Below are 17,157 nucleotides of genomic sequence, written 5' to 3'. Positions count from 1 at the left end.
AACCATCGTCCGATCGGATGATGTGGCGCCCTGCCCGCTGCGCTGGAATGCCCGTCAGGCCGTGCCGGCAAGCGTCCGGCGCGGACTCAGGGAAAACCGCGACACGGGTTTACCTGATTCAGACCGCATCCGATTCAGACAGGAGTTCCCATGCCGCTCGACCCTCAGGCGCAGGCGCTGCTCGCCGCATTCGCCCACGCCCCCGCGATCGATTTCGCGCAGCTCACCGTTCCCGCGTACCGCGCGAGCCTCGCCGCCGGCGGCGCGTTCGCGCCCGGCGATGCCGTCGCCGCCGAAGCGGACTGGCAAATCCCGGCAGCGGGCCGTCGATTGCCGGCGCGGCTGTATCGGCCCGCCGTCGACGGGCCGTTGCCGCTGACCGTGTTTTTCCACGGCGGCGGCTTCGTGTCGTGCGGCATCGACTCGCACGCGAACCTGTGCCGCAGCCTCGCGCATCGGGCGCGCACGCTCGTGCTGTCGGTCGACTACCGGCTCGCGCCCGAGGCGCGCTTCCCGGCCGCCGCGCACGATGCGTGCGACGCCGTGCGCTGGGCGGCGGCCAGTGCACGCGATCTCGGCGCCCGCGCCGGCGCGGTGGCGGTCGCCGGCGACAGCGCGGGCGGCAATCTCGCGGCGGTCGCCGCGCTGCAGTTGCGCGGCTCGGGCATCGCCATCGCGCACCAGTTGCTGCTGTATCCGGTCGTCGATTGCGCGACCGAGCATCCGTCGTACGAATCGCTCGGCAGCGGCTATTTCCTGACGGCCGACATGATGCGCTGGTTCAAGGGCCACTACTTCGACGACGGCGCCGATCGCGCGTCGCCGCTCGCGAGCCCGCTCGCTGCGCCGGATGTCGCGGGCGTCGCGCCGGCGACGATCGTCAGCGCCGAATTCGATCCGCTGCGCGACGAGGCCGAAGCGTATGCGCTGCGTCTCGCGCGGGCCGGCACGCCGGTGACGCTCGTGCGCTGGCCGGGCCAGTTGCACGGTTTCGCGAGCATGCTCGGCGCGGTCGACGCGGCCGAGCGCGTGCTGACGTTCGGCGCCGACGCGCTGCGCCGCGCCTTCGACGCGACGGAGGCGTCATGACGCTCGCCGGCACGCTGGAGATCGTCGACGAGCTGCGCGCGGGCCGCATGGTCCTGCTCGTCGATGAAGAGGATCGCGAGAACGAAGGCGACCTGGTGATCGCCGCCGATCACGTGACACCCGACGCGATCAATTTCATGGCGCGCTTCGGGCGCGGGCTGATCTGCCTGACGCTGACCGCCGAACGCTGCGCGCAACTGCGGTTGCCGCCGATGGCCGACCACAACGGCGCGCCGTTCGGCACCGCGTTCACCGTCAGCATCGAGGCGGCCGAAGGCGTGACGACCGGCATTTCGGCCGCCGATCGCGCACATACGATCCGCGTGGCCGTGCGTTCGGGCGCACGCCCCGACGATCTCGTGCAGCCCGGCCACGTGTTTCCGATCGCCGCGCGGCCGGGCGGCGTGCTCGTGCGCGCCGGGCACACCGAGGCCGGTTGCGATCTCGCGGCGCTGGCCGGGCTCACGCCCGCGTCGGTGATCTGCGAGGTGATGAACGACGACGGCACGATGGCGCGGCTGCCGGAGCTGAAGGCGTTCGCCGCGCATCACGGGCTGAAGATCGGCACGATCGCCGACCTGATCCATTACCGCCGCGAGCATGAGTCGCTCGTCGAACGCGTCGGCGAGCGACCGCTGCATACGCCGTGGGGACGGTTCCGTGCGATCGAGTATCGCGACGCCGTGCACGACGCGCCGCATCTGGCGCTCGTGCGGGGCGAACCCGATCCGGCGACGCCCGTGCTGGCGCGCGTGCACGAATGCCATTCGCTGCTCGACCTGCTCGACGCGGAGCCCTCCGCGCATTCGTGGCCGCTGCACGCCGCGCTGCAGCGCATCGATGCGGCCGGCTGCGGCGTGGCGGTGCTGCTCGATTGCGACCTGCGTGGCGACGCGCCGCGGATGCCGGCCGGTACGGCGCGCCGCGACGGACGCGTGACGGGAATCGGGTCGCAGATCCTGCGCGACGTCGGCGTGCGGCGGCTGAACGTGCTGTCGAGCCCGTTCCGGCTGCCGGCGTTGTCGGGGCACGACCTGGAGATCATGGCGTTCATTCCGCTCGGCGACGACGATCCGGAAGGCGCGCGGGCGATGCCGGCGAATTCATTGCGGGCGGCGTGAGGGTCGGCGCGGGTAGCCGGGGCGCGGCACGCTGCCGTTCGGTGCCGTGGAGGGGTGTTTCGTCGATGCCTGCCAGCCACCGTGCGTGCTCGACGGGATCGCGGCGGGCCGCCGCGCGGCACCGCGGCTCATCCACGCGGACGATGCGCGCCCGTCCCGCCGCCGCACAATGGTCGCCGTGCCCATCCTTTCGTCCGCCCCATGGAATCAGCTGACCTCACCACCGCGTTCAGCCCGCTGCAGATCGGCCCGTTGACGCTGCGCAACCGCCTGATCAAGTCCGCCACCAACGAAGGGATGACGCCGAACGGCGTGCCGTCGCGAGCGCTTGTCCGCTTTCACGAGCGCATCGCCGAGGGCGGCGCCGCGTTGACGACCGTCGCATACTGCGCGATCAGCGACGACGGTCGCACGTTCGTCGACCAGGCCCGGCTCGACGCACCGACGGTCCGGCAATTCCGCGTGCTGACCGATGCCGTCCACCGTCACGGCGCGGCGGCCTCCGCGCAGATCACGCACGGCGGCTGCTTCACGTTCCTGCCGTCGCTGTCGACGAAACGGCCATTGAGCGCGTCGGGCGGCTTCAACAAGGTCGGCGTGATGAGCGGCCGCTTCCTGAAGCAGGCGATGACGCGCGAGCAGATGTCGGCGATCGCCGACGAGTTCGCGCAGGCGGCGCGGCATGCGCGCGACGCCGGCTTCGATGCGGTCGAGATTCACATGGGGCACGGCTATCTGCTGAGCCAGTTCCTGTCGCCGCTGTACAACCGCCGCCGCGACGCGTATGGCGGCGACGCCGCGCGTCGGGCGGCCTTTCCGGTCGACGTGCTGCGCCGCGTGCTCGACGCGGTGGGCCGCGATCTCGCCGTGGTCTGCAAGATCGGCGTGACGGAAGGCGTGCGTGGCGGCGGCACGGCCGACGACGCGTGCGAGATCGCGCGGCGGCTCGAAGCCGAAGGCGCGCACCTGCTCGTGCTGAGCGGCGGGATGAACGTCGAATCGGTATGGCAGTTGTTCGGCAGCCCGCTGCCGGGCGATGCGCGCGCGAATGCCGACAATGCGATCGTGCGGGCCGCGATGGCGCTGCAGACACTCACCGAGCCGAAGATGGGCGCGTTCCGGGAGATGTATTTCCTGGAGCATTCGAAGCAGGTGCGCGCGGCCGTCCGGATGCCGCTTGCCTACCTCGGCGGCGTGCGCTCGCGCGACAACGTCGCGCGGGCGATGCGCGAAGGGTTCGACGCGGTCGCGCTGGCACGGGCGCTCGTGTTCGAGCCGGGTTTCGTAAACGGGCTGCGCGACGGCCGGCTCGCGCAGTCGGGCTGTACGTCGTGCAACCGCTGTGTGGTGTCGATGTACACGCCCGGTGGCACCGCATGCGTGCTGCGCGAGCCGAACGACCCCGCGCCGAACCGCGTGCCGGCCGCCGGCGCCTGATCGTTCAGCCGGCGTCGCGCGCGCGGGCAAGCGCCGCGAGGTTGCCCTCGCCGAACCCGTGGTGCCCCTTGCGCTGCACGATCTCGAAGAAGATCTCGCCGGGGCGGCGCTTGACGAAGGTCTGGAAGAACAGCCTCGGCACACCGTCGCTGCCGATCTCGCCATCGACCAGCACCGCGCGGCGGCGCAGCGCGTCGAGGTCGACGCCATGCGCCGGCAGCCGCGCGTCGACGTCGTCGTAATAGCGCGCGGGCGGCTCGATGAACTCGACGCCGTTCGCACGCAGCGCATCGACGCACGACAGGATGTCGTCGGTGGCCAGCGCGACGTGCTGCACGCCCTCGCCCGGATGATCGGGCAGGTACGCATGCATCAGCTCGGTGCGGCGCGTGCCTTCCTCGTAGACCGGAATCCGCACCGCGCCGCACGGCGACACCATCACGCGCGATTCCTCCGACACATGCCAGTGCGCGTCGATCTGATGGATCTCGCGAAAGTGCAGCAGGTCGTGGTAGAAATCCAGCCACTCCTGCATGCGGCCCGCGCCGACGGTTTGCGTGAAGTGATCGACCTGCTGCAGGCCGACGCCCGCGCAATCGAGATCGGTATGCGCGGTCGCGATGTCGATCGGCCGGAAATCGATGTCGAAGATCGAGATGTCGCCGACGCCGCCGCGCTGGCCGTCCCGCCCGCGCCAGCGGTCGACGAAATACAGGTGCGAATCGCCGATCCCCTGGATCGCCGGGATCTTCAGCTCGCCGACCCCGACCTTTTCGCCTTCGAACGCCCATGCGCCGAGCTGGATCGCGCGCTCGAACGCACGCCGGGCGTTCGCCACGCGCAACCCGATCGCGCAGACGCCCATTCCGTACTCCTCCGCATAGCGCGCGGCGAACGAATCGGGCTCGGCATTGATCAGGAAATGCATCTGCCCTTGCCGGTACAGCGTGACGTTCTTGCTGACGTGCCGCGCGATCGCCTTGAACCCGAATTGCTCGAAGCGTTGCGCGAGCGCTTCCGGCACGGGCGCCGCGAATTCGACGAATTCGAGGCCGGCCATCCCGAGCGGATTGGCGGCCGGATCGGCGACGGGCGGCGTATCGCTGGACAATGGGTGGGAAGTGCCGGGCATTCCAGTCTCCGGGGGCATGCGGTCGATGGGGATTCGTGCCTGTCGCGTGCGGCATGCGCGGCCGAGGTGACGGCGGCGCATCCGCCCCGAACGGGCGAGTTGTCGATGCTGCAGATTTTAACCAGATCGTTCACGGCGGCACACCCCGGCCGAACGGGATATCGTTGCGCCGCCTAGTGCAAACCCGGAAAGCGTTCGATAATCGCACGGACTTGAACGATAATCGCGCACATTGCCCGTTTGGCCAATTGCCGCCGTGTGGCGCGCGCCCTATTCTCCGTTCACCCTTCGACTTCAATGCAGCATCGGACGCGGCGCCGCCACGATTCCACGATGCGCCGTGCCAGGAGACATTGCCATGACCCCCACCTTCGACACCCTCGACGCCGCGGCCGGCGCCCGTGCGCGCAGCCAGGCCCGCAAGGCCGCGATCGGCAGCTTCGTCGGCGCCGTCGTCGACTGGTACGACTTCCTGCTGTACGGGATCGTCGCCGCGCTGGTGTTCAATTCGGAGTTCTTCCCGAAAGTCAGTCCGACGATGGGCACGCTCGCGGCGTTCGCCACCTTCGGCGTCGGCTTCCTGTTCCGGCCGCTCGGCGGCATCGTGTTCGGCCACTACGGCGACCGGCTCGGCCGCAAGCGGATGCTCGTGCTGACCGTGATGCTGATGGGGCTGTCGACGGTCGCGATCGGCCTGCTGCCGGCGTTCTCGACGATCGGCTGGTGGGCGCCCGTGCTGCTGGTGCTGATGCGCGCGATCCAGGGGTTCGCCGTCGGCGGCGAATGGGGCGGCGCGGCGCTGATGGCCGTCGAGAGCGCGCCGAAGCAAAAGAAGGCGTTCTACAGCAGCGGCGTGCAGGTCGGCTACGGCGTCGGGCTCGTGCTGGCCACCGGCATCGTCTCGATCCTGAGCCATACGCTCGGCGAGGCCGCGTTCAAGTCGTGGGGCTGGCGCCTGCCGTTCGTGTTCAGCATCGTGCTGGTGCTGATCGGGCTGTGGGTGCGCAAGAACATGGACGAATCGCAGGAGTTCGTCGAGAAGGTCGAGCATGGCAACCGCAAGCTGCGCCTGCCGGTGCTGGAAGCGCTGACGCGCCACCCGAAGGCGTTCCTGCTGATCGTCGCGCTGCGGCTCGCCGAACTGTTCACGATGTATATCGTCACCGCGTTCGCGCTCAGCTATTCGACGACGAACCTCGGCATGTCGCGCGACCTGTTCCTGAACATCGGCCTGCTGGTCGGCGCGGTGAGCTGCGTGACGATCCCGTGCTTCGCGTGGCTCGCCGACCGCTACGGCCTGCGCCGCATCTACCTGATCGGCGCGCTGATCGGTCTTGCGTCGGCGGTACCGTTCTTCGTCGCACTGGAAGCGCGGTCGATCGCATGGATCGTCATCTTCTCGATCCTGCTGGCGAACGCGGCGCACGACATGGTCGTGAGCGTCCAGCAGCCGCTGTTTACCGAGCTGTTCGGCGCCGAATACCGCTACAGCGGCGCGGGCGTCGGCTACCAGTTCGCGAGCGTCGTCGGCGGCGGGTTCACGCCGTTCATCGCGGTCGGCCTCGTCAGCGTGGCCGGCGGTTCGTGGCACCTCGTCGCCGGCTATCTCGCGGTCGGCTGCCTGATCTCGCTGGTGGTCGCGGCGCGGATGCGGGCGGCGCAATGACGGTGTGAGCGGATGGCCGGCCCGACGCGCGGCCGGCCATTGCGTCGGGCCGGACGGCATTCGGCCTGCCGTATCTCGGGCGCGACGTCAAACACTGTCAGTTAAGCGCGCCGATTCCCCCTTTTCCCCTCTGAACATTCCACGCCGCGTGCCGACCAATGGCATCATATGGGCCTACGTCAGTCACCGATACGCCCCCATATCATGTCGAATCTCATCGTCCACGGCGGCACTCCGCTGCGCGGGGACATCAAGCCGTCCGCGAACAAGAACGCCGTCCTGCCGATTCTGTGCGCCACCCTGTTGACCGATCAGCCGCTGCGTCTCGTCGGCGTGCCGGACATCACCGACGTGCGCAAGATCCTCGACATCTTCCGCACGCTCGGCAGCGACGTGTCGGTCGATTTCACGACGGGTCTGCTCGAACTCCACCATCGCGACACGAAGTTCGATCCGGCGGTCCACCGGCTGCCCGAGGCGATGCGTTCGTCGATCATGCTGATTCCGCCGCTGCTCGCGCGCTTCGGCGTCGCGCGGCTCGAAAACGACGTGAAGGGCTGCACGCTCGGCGTGCGCGAGATCGATCCGCACGTCGAGGTGTTCGAGCGATTCGGGGCGCACATCGAGCGCACGCCCGATTCGCTGATCGTCCGTACCGACGGCCCGCTGACGGCCAACGATCACTGGCTCGACTACGCATCGGTGACGACCACCGAGAACTTCGCGCTGTGCGCGACGGCCGCCAGCGGCACGTCGACGCTGATGAACGCGGCGTCCGAACCGCACGTGCAGGAGTTCTGCCAGTTCCTCGCGATGATCGGCGTCGCGATCGAAGGCATCGGCACGTCGCGGCTCTGCGTGACGGGCGGCGGCAAGCTCGGCGGCGGCGAGTTCCGCTTCGCCGAGGATTTCCACGAGATCGCGACGTTCCTCGCGCTCGGCGCAATCACGGGCGGCGACATCACGGTGCGCAACTCGTCGCCCGAGCATTTCCCGCTGATCGACCGCACGTTCGCGAAGTTCGGCGTCACCGTCACGCACCGCGACGGCTGGTCCCGCGCGGAACGCGACGGCCCGCTGCGCGTGCGCCGGCCGTTCACGCAGAACATCCTGACCAAGGTCGAAGCCGCGCCGTGGCCGTACCTGCCGGTCGACCTGCTGCCGATCTTCATCGCGCTCGGCGTGCGCGCGGAAGGCAGTGCGATGTTCTGGAACAAGGTCTACGACGGCGCGCTCGGCTGGTCCGGCGAACTGTCGAAGTTCGGCGCGCACGTGCTGTTGTCCGATCCGCACCGGCTGATCACGTTCGGCGGGCTGCAACTGACGCCGGCGCGTGTCGAGAGCCCGTACATCATTCGCGTCGCGATCGCGCTGCTGATGGTGGCCGCGAGCATCGAAGGTCGCTCGGAAATCATGAACGCGCTGCCGATCCGCCGCGCGCATCCGCATTTCGTCGAGAACCTGCGTTCGGTGGGCGCGAACGTCGAGTGGACGAGCAGCGAGTAAGGGCATGACGGATGCGGCGCGCGGAATAGTCGCGTCGCATCCGGTTCCTCGGCTTTTCATGCCGTATCGGCCGCTTCCATGCGCGGCCGCGCAGCGTTCTGCCATCGGTTGCCATCTGTTTACGGCAGCACACTGCGTGCTGCTTCACGCCTCTTTCCCGCAGTCAGCGCCAGCCCGACAATGCGTCATCGGGGCGTCTACTCCCGCGCCCTGCCGGCATTTTCCCGCTCACGGCACAACCAGATTCAGACCTGTCCAATTGCCCAAGCATGAGCCCGGCCATAGGCTGCCTTCCTGACCCCGGCGGATAGCGCCAAAAAACCGCGCACCCGCGCTCCAGCAGGACAATGCACCGCCTATGGAACCCCGATTCACCCTGGCGCAGATGCGCGACGTCTGGATCGACGCGTATCGTCACGCCGATGTCGAACAGCTCGATTTCGTCGCAAGCCCGAACTTCTTCGTCCTGCACGAAGCTCACATTCGCACGAAAGCGCAATTTCTTGCGCGAATGCGCGTCGTAGCGGCCGAACGTGCATCGAACAGATCGGGTATCGCATATCGGGACGAAACCATGCAAATCGTTACGCGCGGACAACGGGCGACGATAACGGGCATCGGGACGGTACGAATCAACCAGGCAATCGATTCCCGCTTCGATTTCGTCGAGCAGTGGTGCGTGATCGACGCGCGATGGCGCATTGCCTCGCTCCGCCACGAACACAAGTAAGCTGGACCGCGCCGCGGCTGCGTCCCGGCGCTTGAATGAGTCGACTCAATCCGACTCGTTTGCGTCGTTCCGCCTGAACCTGAAATCGCCTGGCAGCTTGCCTCTGAAACGCCTCAACGGCAGGAGAATTGCTTCGGGCTCGCGTTGCGGCTCTCAGCCAAAGCACCTGCACGGTAAACGACGATTTCGACTTCGTCGCCTTCACGCAGCCCCCACTCATCGACCAGACCGGCCGGAAGGCGCACGGCCAGACTATTCCCCCACTTCGCAACCCGCATACGACCTCCTTGAATAGATGTCGTCGACTCTATATCTGCCGCTATCCAGCGGACAAGGATGGTGGATCGACCGATTTCCCGTTACCCGACCACTCGCGCGATAATCGACCACTCCTGCGCGAACACCGCGCATCTCCCCGCGCGCCGCCCATGACGAAAAAGCCCGACCTCGACCGACGCGACTGGATTGCCGGCCTCGAAAAAGGCCTGATGATCCTGGAGGCCTTCGACAGCCAGCACGCGCGCATGACGCCCACGCAGGCCGCCGCCCGCACCGGCCTCACGCGCACGGCCGCGCGGCGCTACCTGCTGACGCTCGAATCGCTCGGCTACGTGTACACCGACGGCAAGCTGTACGGCCTTACGCCGCGCGTGCTTCGGGTCGGCTGGTCGTACTTCGATTCGGCGCGGCTGCCGCGCACGGTCCAGCCTTATCTGCAGCAGCTGAGCGCGTCGCTGAACGAATCGGCGTACGTCAGCGTGCTCGACGGCTGGGAACTCGTGTTCATCGCCCGCAACGGCGTGTCGCGCGTGATGACGACCGGCTTCGTGCTCGGCGCGCGCGTGCCGGCGCCGTTGACGTCGCCCGGTGTCGTGCTGCTCGCCCATCATCCCGATCGCGAAGCCGTGCGCGCGTGGCTCGACGAGACCGAGCTGCCGCCGTTCACGCCGCACACGATCACCAACAAGGCGCGGTTGCTCGAACAGGTCGACCAGGCGCGCGACGCCGGCTACGCGGCGATCGAGCAGCAATTGCAGGTGGGCGTGCGCGGCATCGCGGTGCCGCTGAAGAACCGTCACGGCGAAGTCGTCGCCGCGCTGAGCACCAACATGCCGATCGGCGCGGAAACGACCGACGCGGCCGTGCGGCGCGTGCTGCCGCACCTTCAGGAAGCCGCGCTCGCGATGCTCAACGTGCTGTAGCGACGACCGGCAACGCCGTCACCCGATCCGCCACCACCGCGGCAGCAGATTGCGCACTTCGCGTCGCCGGTAACGGTCGTCGATCAGATGCACGACGCCCTCGTCGTGCTCGGTGCGGATCACGCGCCCGGCCGCCTGCACGACCTTCTGCAGCCCCGGATACAGGTACATGTAGTCGTAGCCGTTGCCGAAGCGCGCGTCCATCGCGCGCCGCATCTGCTCGTTGACGTCGTTGACCTGCGGCAGCCCGAGCGTCGCGATGAACGCGCCGATCAGCCGCTCGCCGACCAGGTCGACGCCTTCCGAGAACGCCCCGCCCAGCACCGCGAAACCGACGCCGCGTCCGCCCGCGTCGAAGCGCGCGAGAAACGCATCGCGCTCGCTTTCGGCCATGCCGGGCGCCTGCGCCCACACGGGGACGTCCGGATGGCGCGTCTGCATCAGCGCGACCACGCGCCCGAGGTAATCGAAGCTGCTCAGGAAGCCGAGATAGTTGCCGGGGCGCGTCGCATATTGCGCGGCGATCAGGTCGGCGATCGGTTCGAGCGAGCGATCGCGGTCGCGCCAGCGGGTCGACACGTGGCTCGCCACGCGCACCGTCAGTTGCTCGGCGCGGAACGGCCCATCGACGTCGAGCCAGCCCGTATCGCCGGGCAGCCCCAGCGTGTCGCGGTAGAAATGGAACGGGCTCAGCGTGCCGGAGAACAGCACGGTCGCGCGCGCGGCGGCGTAGCGCGGCGCCAGGAAACCGGCCGGGATCACGTTGCGCACGCACAGCGTCGACTGGACGCGGCGCCGGCGGCCGGCCGCCGCGACGCCGTCGAGCACGGGCTGGCGCGGCATCGGTTCGCCGTGCAGCGTCGCGTCGAAGATCGACGCGCTGTCGAACGCTTCGGCCAGCACGCCGAACTGGATTGCTTCGAAGTGAAAGCGCAGCAGCGCGTCGCCGTTCGCGCGCGGCGCGTCGGTCAGGTGTTCGCCGATCGCCGCGACGAGGTTCTGCACGGCCGACACGATCGGGCCCGGCACGTCGGGATAGGCCGCATAGCGCTCGGCCTGCGCACGATTGAGCGTGCCCCACGCGCGGGCGAGCCGGTCGAACGCCTTGCGCAACGCGGCGGGCGCGGCTTCCCGCGCGGCCGCGAACGCGAACGGATCGAGCGACGCGCTGTACATCTTGCGGGCGCGATCGAGCAGGTTGTGCGCTTCGTCGACGAGCACGCCGACGCGCCACTGGTTCTGCTGCGCGAGCGTGTGCAGCATCGCGCTGCCGTCGTAGTAGTAGTTGTAGTCGCCGATCACCATGTCCGACCAGCGCGCGAGTTCCTGCGCCAGGTAGTACGGACAGACGTCGTGCGCGAGCGCCGCGGTGCGCACCGTATCGCGATCGAGCAGTCCGGCCTCGATCGCCGCATCGCGCGCGGCCGGCAGCCGGTCGTAGAAGCCTTTCGCGAGGGGGCACGATTCGCCGTGACACGCGTTGTCCGGATGCTCGCACGCCTTGTCGCGCGCGACGAGTTCCAGCACGCGCAGCGGCAGCGCGGACGTGCTGGCGCCGAGCGTCGTTGCCGCTTCGAGCGCGAGCGCGCGGCCGGGTGTTTTCGCGGTCAGGAAAAACACGTGGTCGAGCTCGCCCTCGCCGCATGCCTTCAGCAGCGGGAACACGGTGCCGAGCGTCTTGCCGATGCCGGTCGGCGCTTGCGCCATCAGGCACTGCTCGTCGCGTGCCGCGCGATAGACGGCCACCGCCAGTTCGCGCTGGCCGCTGCGGAACTGTCCGTGCGGAAACGCGAGCGCACGCAGCGCCGCGTCGCGCGCGGCGCGATGGGCCGTCTCGCGTTCGGCCCAGCCGACGAAGCACGCGCACTGCTCGGCGAAGAACGTCGCGAGCGTGGCGGCATCGAGCGTTTCCGTCAGCACGGTCTCGCGCTCGGACACGATGTCGAAATACACGAGCGCGACGTCGATTTCCGCGAGATCGCGCGCGACGCACATCAGGTGCGCATAGACCTTCGCCTGCGCCCAGTGCAGCGCGCGATGGTTGGCCGGCATCGCGTCGAGGCTGCCGCGATAGGTCTTGATTTCCTCGAGCCGGTTCGCCACGGGATCGTAGCCGTCCGCGCGGCCGCGCACGGTGAGCGTGCCCCACGTGCCGGTCAGCGCGATTTCGGTTTCGTAGCGCGCGCCGCGCTTCGACGTGACCGTGCCGTGCCCGGCAATGCCTTCGAGCGCGGTCGGCGCGGGCGTGAAGCGCAGGTCGAGATCGCCGCGCCGCGCGGTGAACTCGCACATCGCCCGCACCGCGACGACGTAGCTCATGCGGACAACCCCGCCGCCTCGGCGTGCGCAACGCCCTCGCCGGCCCACTCGACGTCGACCACGCGCACCGGCATGCGGTGGGCGATGCAGTACGCGAGCCAGCGCGTCTGGTTGTCCTGCAGCCGGTCGCCCGGGCCCTTCACCTCGATCAGCTCGTAGCGGCGTTCGGCGGGCCAGAAGCGGACGAGATCGGGCAAGCCGGACCGGTTGCTGCGGATATCCGCGAGCAGGCGCGTGAACCACAGCCGCAGGTGTTCGGGCGGCAGGCAGGCGAGCGCTTCGTCGAGCAGTGCGTCCGTCAGCACGCCCCAGAACACGAACGGCGATTGCAGCCCGGCCTTCGTCGCGAAATGCCGGCGGATCGTGTCGCGGTACGCGCCCGAATCGAGCTGCGCGAAGCAGGCATCGAAGGCCGCCGCGCGGCGCACGGCGAAATCGGGCGCATGCAGGTCGGCCGGGCCGCGCTGGAACGGGTGAAAGAACGCGCCGGGCACGGCCGCGAACACGGGCTCCCAGCACAGCAGCCCGAACAGCGAATTGATCAGCGTGTTTTCGACGTAGTGGACCGGCGACGCCGGCTGCGCGAGGTGGTCGCGCACCGCGAACTCGACGCTGACGAACGCGTCGGGACGCGCGAGCACGAGCGTCTCGCGCGGCACGTCGGCCGCAGCGGCCGCGCGTTCGACACGCTGGCCGGCGCGACGCTGCAGGCGCGGCAGCATGCGCTCGACGCGCTGCCGCTCCTCGTCACTCTCGAAGCCGCCGCGCGCGTCGAGCGCCAGCGCAAGCGCGTCGTCGTCGCGCCCGCAGCGTTCGAGCACGCGGATGCGCCGGTGCCGGCTGCCGGGCCACGCGCTGCGCGTGTACGCGTCGAGCGCGGCGTCCCAGTCGGCACGGCGTTCGCACGCCTGGCCGAGCGCGAACAGCAGCTTCGCGCGGCGCGTCGCGAGCCACGGTTGCGCGCAGTCGACTGCGTCCAGCGCGCGGATCAGGTCGTCGAACGGCAGATCGTCGGGCCACGCGTCGAGCGCGTCGCGGCACATCTGCAGCGCGAGATACGCGTCGACGTCGCCGCGCTGCTGGAACGCGCGCGACGACGGCGCGATCGGCACGCTTTCGTACTGGAACACGCCGAGATCGGCGAGCACGAATTCACTCCAGTCCTGATGCAGATTGCCGAAGAACATCAGCCGCAGCCGGTCGCACAGCGCGCCGACCGTCACGCGCAGCACGCGGTCGTCGCACTGCGCGCACCACGCGTCGAGCGGTTGCGCGACGTCGTGCGCGGGCCGCAGCCGGTCGAGCCAGTCGGACTTGCGCTCGCCCGCATGCGCGGCGAGCGACGGAAAGATGCGCAGCAGATCGGCCTTGGTCGACAGCGCGAACAGTTCGTCGAGCGTGAGCGCCGGCGCCGGATCGACCCAGCCGAGCGCGACGAGCGGCGCAGCGGCGTCGAGCGGGCAGCCGATCTCGTCGTACACGAGCTTGCTCGCGCGGAAATCGGACCCGTTGCGCATCAGCATCCGCACGAGCAGCGCGCGCGACGCCTGCGGCAGCGTCGCGAACTGCCGGACGAACGCGTGCTCGTGCGCATCGAACAGGTCGTCGTAACGCTCGCCGAGCCAGGTCAGCGCGCGTTCGAAATTGGTCAGGTAGTAAAACGCCGGGGGCGTGGGCGAGGCAGGCGTCACGGGGATCGATCACTGTACATTTGTACAGGTCGCAATCATATCAAATGTGACGGACGATGCCGCATGCGGCATCGCCCTTTCGCTGCCCGCCACGGGTCAGAACTGGTAATTCACCGACATGTCGAACACGCCGTTGGTCGACTGCTGCGTGATCGGGCTGCGCGCCGCGCGGCCGACGAGCTGCTCGATCGCGCCGTCCATCGTCACGAACCAGTGCTTGTTCACGAACCACACCATCGTCACGCCGAGGCCGGCCGACTTGATCCCCGCCCCCGACGAATAGGTCGGCAACCCCGAGCGCGCGGCCGCGCCCGGGTTCACGCCGAACCAGCTGTTCATGTAGCGGGAATCGGCGAACGTCACGGTCGGCCCCGCGAACCAGAAGAAGTGTTCGTTGCTGCCCGGCATCGGCATGTACGCGGAGAAATCGCCGGTCCAGCCGTTCGACCCGCCGATGCTGCGCCGGACGTCCGCGCGCAGCACGAGCGGGAAATCCTTCGACACCACGTAGTCGGCCGCGAGCTTCATCACGGGCGCCGCGTTGATGTTGTCGAGACCGTTCAGGTGGCCGAGATCATCGGCCGAACGGCGTCCGAGGTCATAGCCGACCGACAGGCTCACGCGCCAGTTCGGCCCGCGCAACACGTTCGCGCCGAGCCCCTCGCCGGTCGACAGGAAGAACAGGTCGCGATAGCGGATGTCGAAGTTCGGGCCGCCCATCACGCGATAGCGGTCGGAGCCCGCATAGCGCGGCTGCAGCGTCATCGCGGCGCCGACGCTCACTTGCCAGGTGGGGATATTCGGATCGAAGAGTTTCTGGAGCGGTACGCCCGCCGTGTACTGCCATTCGCCGAGCGGCGAAGGCGTCTGGGCCGACGCGTCGCGGGTGCCGGCGGCGGCGAGCGCGGCGAAGGCCAACAGGCCGGATACGAACCGGCGTGCGCCGGGGGACAGCAACAGGCGAGCAACAGGGGTCAAGGCGGTCTCCGTCGGTTGCGCGAAACGAACCTGAAGGAAAGCGCGTCGCGCTTCATCGGCCGCAACAGCCGGCGGCCTGCCGCGCGAACGTAGCGTGCGCTGAATTAACGGACATCCTACGCGACACGCGCGCAGACGCAAAGCGCCCGTTGTGCACGGGCACTTTGCCGAAATCCGGCACGAGCCGGCGAATGATTGCGGAATCAGAAACGCTCGACGTGATAGTCGCCGGCGAGCGCGGCCGGACTGCGCGTCGACATCATCCGCGAGAAGCCGTCGGCGAGCCGGCCGAGCGCGAGTTGCTTCTGGCTCGCGTCCCAGTGCGTGTAGGTGTCATACGCGGCATCGTCGAACGAAACGGTGACGGCGACCGGGCGGCCGCTGGCGCGAAAGCCGATCTGCAGCACGCCGCCCGGCAGTTCCTCGATGTGATAGTGCAGCGAACGCGATTCGAAATAGCGGCCCAGTACCTGAGCGATCGCGCGCTTGTCTGGCGATTGCACGTGAATGTCCATGTCGGTCCTCCTTTTCAAGGTTCGCGCGGCCGCTCGCGGCGCATGGCCTCCGCCCGGCATCCGCATCGGCGGCGGGTTCGACGGCGGATCGCCCTGCGGCAGCCCGTCGGGCACGGGCGGATCGACCGGGTCGTCGTGTCCGGGCGGTGGCGGATCCGGATCGACGTCGGGTGTCGTCGGTTCGGGGCGATGCAGCATGGATGGCGTGTTCATGTCACTCCCGCGCGACGGCGCGCGCATCTCGATGGCGAGGCGAGCGCGCAAGCACCGTGCCTGCTCTCGCGCCGCGGCCATCGGGCGTTTGGTTCATCGGTCATTCGTCGTAAGCCGCCATGACGAGCCACATCGTGCGCCCCTCGGCGCTCAGTTGCACGGCGAGCGCGAACGGATCGGACGGCTCGCATCGCGCGATGAGCGCCTGCTGCGCGCGCTCCGGGCCGTCGTAGACGGTGTCGTTCAGTGCGCGTACCTCGTCCTTGCCGTCGAACATGCGGCGCTCCGGCCGATAGACCAGCGATTCGCGTTTCCACGTCGCGAAGCGTTCGCGCACGTGGCCGAAGTCGCCGCCGCAGACGTTCGCGTCGTAACGTATCCTTTCCCTGGCTGCATTCATCACGATGTCCTCTCGTCCATGCCGGACGCGTGCGCGTCGTATCCGCATGCCCGGCCCTCGCCGGCTTGCAAGCGCCGTGCCGCGGACACCGCGGGTACGGCGCTTGCGCCTTCTCATCGACAAGGAGGTTGACCATGACCGTTCACGCCCCCGGCCGCCGCGACGCCGTGTCACCGGCTGCCGGACTGCTCCGGCTCGCCACGTCGCGCCCGCCGTCCGAAGACAAGACGGAGGAGCGCATCGACGAAGGGCTCGAGGAGACGTTCCCGGCCAGCGATCCGCCCGCCGTCGGCGGTGCGACGCGTATCGACCCCGCCAAGCCGTCCGGCGAGCACGAACGTCGCGCGCCGCACGTCCCTTCCCCGCCCCGCGATCACGGCTGACGGCGGCACCCGGCGCGCGGTGCATGGCAGCAGCGGCGCGCCGGCGAAATCAGGAGCGATCCGATGAAAGTCCTTGAACGCAGATGGCATGAAATCAGCGGCGCGGCCGGCGTCGCGGCGCTCGCCGCGATCGAAAGCGCGGTGGTGCTGGCAATCGTCACGGTGACGGGTATCGGTCACTGACGTCCCGCACCGACCGGCCGCGGCGCCGCCGTGGAAGATGTACAAGCGCGGTGGCAAATTTCTCCGTCGCCCGGCCGCCCAGGCCCGGCGTGCGCGCCGCGCGCGCGGCACGCGGCCTGCTCCCGTATCGTTCCGATCACGAAGGAGGCGTTCATGTATCGCGTCAACGAGATCATGTCGCGCGACGTAGTGTGCGTCGCGCCGACCGACACGATCCGCCATGCGGCCGAATTGATGCAGCGCTTCGATATCGGCGTGCTGCCCGTGTGCGACGGCACCGAACTCGTCGCGATCGTGACCGACCGCGACCTCGCGGTGCGGGCGCTGTCGCACGGTCATTCGCCCGATACGCCGGTGCAGGCGGTCGCGTCCCGACCCGTGCAGTGGTGCGTCGAGGACGATGGCGTCGGCGACGTCCAGCAGCGGATGGCCGACGTGCAGTTGCACCGGTTGCCGGTGCTCGACCGCAGCCTGAAGCTGGTCGGCATGGTGTCGCTCGGCGACATCGCGACGCGCGCCGGCGGTCCGGCGCGCGACGAGCTGGCCAATACGCTCGAGGACGTATCGCTGCCGCGCCGCCGTTGATCGGCGT

15 protein-coding genes and 1 pseudogene are annotated in these 17,157 nt (G+C 69.0%); 9 read left to right on the top strand and 7 right to left on the bottom strand.

What is annotated here, in order from left to right:
* The first annotated feature begins 150 nt into the window (after nt 1-150).
* The 3 genes from H0X91_RS17830 (at nt 151) to H0X91_RS17820 (ending at nt 3,647) form a co-directional block, all read left to right on the top strand.
* A complete protein-coding gene (locus H0X91_RS17830) occupies nt 151-1,089 on the top strand; it encodes an alpha/beta hydrolase (protein ID WP_012493334.1) in 939 nt (312 codons plus the stop codon).
* Nucleotides 1,086-2,210, top strand: a complete 1,125-nt coding sequence (gene ribBA / locus H0X91_RS17825; RefSeq protein WP_058903118.1) for a bifunctional 3,4-dihydroxy-2-butanone-4-phosphate synthase/GTP cyclohydrolase II — start codon at nt 1,086-1,088, stop codon at nt 2,208-2,210. The genes H0X91_RS17830 and ribBA overlap by 4 nt, the downstream gene beginning before the upstream one ends.
* Before the next feature lie 201 nt (nt 2,211-2,411).
* A complete protein-coding gene (locus tag H0X91_RS17820) occupies nt 2,412-3,647 on the top strand; it encodes an NADH:flavin oxidoreductase (protein WP_006485217.1) in 1,236 nt (411 codons plus the stop codon).
* Between the two features lie 4 nt (nt 3,648-3,651).
* Here H0X91_RS17820 and H0X91_RS17815 read toward each other — a convergent pair whose 3' ends face one another.
* Nucleotides 3,652-4,779 (bottom strand): 4-hydroxyphenylpyruvate dioxygenase family protein, encoded by a 1,128-nt coding sequence (locus H0X91_RS17815; protein ID WP_006485220.1) that lies wholly within the window; start codon nt 4,777-4,779, stop codon nt 3,652-3,654.
* Nucleotides 4,780-5,137: 358 nt separating this feature from the next.
* Between H0X91_RS17815 and shiA the strand changes: the two genes are divergently transcribed.
* From shiA to H0X91_RS17800, 3 genes are all read left to right on the top strand, one after another.
* Nucleotides 5,138-6,445, top strand: a complete 1,308-nt coding sequence (gene shiA / locus H0X91_RS17810) for a shikimate transporter (RefSeq protein WP_058903117.1) — start codon at nt 5,138-5,140, stop codon at nt 6,443-6,445.
* A 204-nt stretch (nt 6,446-6,649) separates the two neighbouring features.
* Nucleotides 6,650-7,951: a UDP-N-acetylglucosamine 1-carboxyvinyltransferase gene (locus H0X91_RS17805; protein ID WP_006485223.1), complete on the top strand. Its 1,302-nt coding sequence runs from the start codon at nt 6,650-6,652 to the stop codon at nt 7,949-7,951.
* A gap of 358 nt (nt 7,952-8,309) precedes the next feature.
* Entirely contained in the window at nt 8,310-8,681 is a 372-nt protein-coding gene (locus H0X91_RS17800; RefSeq protein ID WP_012493332.1) for a DUF4440 domain-containing protein, read from the top strand.
* A gap of 45 nt (nt 8,682-8,726) precedes the next feature.
* Here the strand turns inward: H0X91_RS17800 and H0X91_RS17795 are convergent.
* A pseudogene (locus tag H0X91_RS17795) lies at nt 8,727-8,959 on the bottom strand (AbrB/MazE/SpoVT family DNA-binding domain-containing protein).
* A gap of 150 nt (nt 8,960-9,109) precedes the next feature.
* Here H0X91_RS17795 and H0X91_RS17790 point away from each other — a divergent pair.
* Nucleotides 9,110-9,883, top strand: coding sequence for an IclR family transcriptional regulator domain-containing protein (locus H0X91_RS17790; RefSeq protein ID WP_006485222.1), 774 nt, complete (start codon nt 9,110-9,112; stop codon nt 9,881-9,883).
* An 18-nt stretch (nt 9,884-9,901) separates the two neighbouring features.
* Here H0X91_RS17790 and H0X91_RS17785 read toward each other — a convergent pair whose 3' ends face one another.
* The 5 genes from H0X91_RS17785 to H0X91_RS17765 all read right to left on the bottom strand — a co-directional run bounded on the left by H0X91_RS17785 (nt 9,902) and on the right by H0X91_RS17765 (nt 15,999).
* On the bottom strand, nt 9,902-12,202 hold the full coding sequence (locus tag H0X91_RS17785; protein WP_058903116.1) for an ATP-dependent DNA helicase: 2,301 nt from the start codon (nt 12,200-12,202) through the stop codon (nt 9,902-9,904).
* Nucleotides 12,199-13,893 carry a VRR-NUC domain-containing protein gene (locus H0X91_RS17780; RefSeq protein WP_062885514.1) on the bottom strand — a complete coding sequence of 565 codons (1,695 nt, stop codon included), beginning with the start codon at nt 13,891-13,893 and terminating at the stop codon, nt 12,199-12,201. The genes H0X91_RS17785 and H0X91_RS17780 overlap by 4 nt, the downstream gene beginning before the upstream one ends.
* Before the next feature lie 96 nt (nt 13,894-13,989).
* Nucleotides 13,990-14,871, bottom strand: a complete 882-nt coding sequence (locus tag H0X91_RS17775; protein ID WP_058903114.1) for a MipA/OmpV family protein — start codon at nt 14,869-14,871, stop codon at nt 13,990-13,992.
* A gap of 203 nt (nt 14,872-15,074) precedes the next feature.
* Nucleotides 15,075-15,386: a hypothetical protein gene (locus H0X91_RS17770; protein ID WP_006479035.1), complete on the bottom strand. Its 312-nt coding sequence runs from the start codon at nt 15,384-15,386 to the stop codon at nt 15,075-15,077.
* 313 nt (nt 15,387-15,699) lie between these two features.
* Nucleotides 15,700-15,999, bottom strand: coding sequence for a hypothetical protein (locus tag H0X91_RS17765; RefSeq protein WP_012493330.1), 300 nt, complete (start codon nt 15,997-15,999; stop codon nt 15,700-15,702).
* 134 nt (nt 16,000-16,133) lie between these two features.
* On the opposite strand from H0X91_RS17765, the gene H0X91_RS17760 reads away from it, so the two are divergent.
* Complete coding sequence (locus H0X91_RS17760; RefSeq protein WP_006491222.1) at nt 16,134-16,382, top strand: hypothetical protein; 249 nt, start codon at nt 16,134-16,136, stop codon at nt 16,380-16,382.
* A 336-nt stretch (nt 16,383-16,718) separates the two neighbouring features.
* Nucleotides 16,719-17,150 (top strand): CBS domain-containing protein, encoded by a 432-nt coding sequence (locus H0X91_RS17755; RefSeq protein ID WP_006491217.1) that lies wholly within the window; start codon nt 16,719-16,721, stop codon nt 17,148-17,150.
* The last annotated feature ends 7 nt before the right edge of the window (nt 17,151-17,157 follow it).

Origin of the sequence: Burkholderia sp. 9777_1386, from assembly GCF_015712265.1 — a bacterium.
GTDB classification, from domain to species: Bacteria; Pseudomonadota; Gammaproteobacteria; order Burkholderiales; family Burkholderiaceae; genus Burkholderia; species Burkholderia cenocepacia.
The sequence above is the reverse complement of the archived record's forward strand: the minus strand, read 5'-3'. Positions and strand labels throughout refer to the sequence as shown.

Excerpts from the sequence above, each read along its gene's own strand:
- H0X91_RS17805 (WP_006485223.1), top strand. The coding sequence starts at position 6,650 with ATGTCGAATCTCATCGTCCACGGCGGCACTCCGCTGCGCGGGGACATC.
- H0X91_RS17760 (WP_006491222.1), top strand. The coding sequence starts at position 16,134 with ATGACCGTTCACGCCCCCGGCCGCCGCGACGCCGTGTCACCGGCTGCC.
- H0X91_RS17755 (WP_006491217.1), top strand. The coding sequence starts at position 16,719 with ATGTATCGCGTCAACGAGATCATGTCGCGCGACGTAGTGTGCGTCGCG.
- shiA (WP_058903117.1), top strand. The coding sequence starts at position 5,138 with ATGACCCCCACCTTCGACACCCTCGACGCCGCGGCCGGCGCCCGTGCG.
- H0X91_RS17765 (WP_012493330.1), bottom strand. The coding sequence starts at position 15,999 with ATGAATGCAGCCAGGGAAAGGATACGTTACGACGCGAACGTCTGCGGC.
- H0X91_RS17790 (WP_006485222.1), top strand. The coding sequence starts at position 9,110 with ATGACGAAAAAGCCCGACCTCGACCGACGCGACTGGATTGCCGGCCTC.
- H0X91_RS17770 (WP_006479035.1), bottom strand. The coding sequence starts at position 15,386 with ATGGACATTCACGTGCAATCGCCAGACAAGCGCGCGATCGCTCAGGTA.
- H0X91_RS17785 (WP_058903116.1), bottom strand. The coding sequence starts at position 12,202 with ATGAGCTACGTCGTCGCGGTGCGGGCGATGTGCGAGTTCACCGCGCGG.
- H0X91_RS17815 (WP_006485220.1), bottom strand. The coding sequence starts at position 4,779 with ATGCCCGGCACTTCCCACCCATTGTCCAGCGATACGCCGCCCGTCGCC.
- ribBA (WP_058903118.1), top strand. The coding sequence starts at position 1,086 with ATGACGCTCGCCGGCACGCTGGAGATCGTCGACGAGCTGCGCGCGGGC.
- H0X91_RS17800 (WP_012493332.1), top strand. The coding sequence starts at position 8,310 with ATGGAACCCCGATTCACCCTGGCGCAGATGCGCGACGTCTGGATCGAC.
- H0X91_RS17830 (WP_012493334.1), top strand. The coding sequence starts at position 151 with ATGCCGCTCGACCCTCAGGCGCAGGCGCTGCTCGCCGCATTCGCCCAC.
- H0X91_RS17820 (WP_006485217.1), top strand. The coding sequence starts at position 2,412 with ATGGAATCAGCTGACCTCACCACCGCGTTCAGCCCGCTGCAGATCGGC.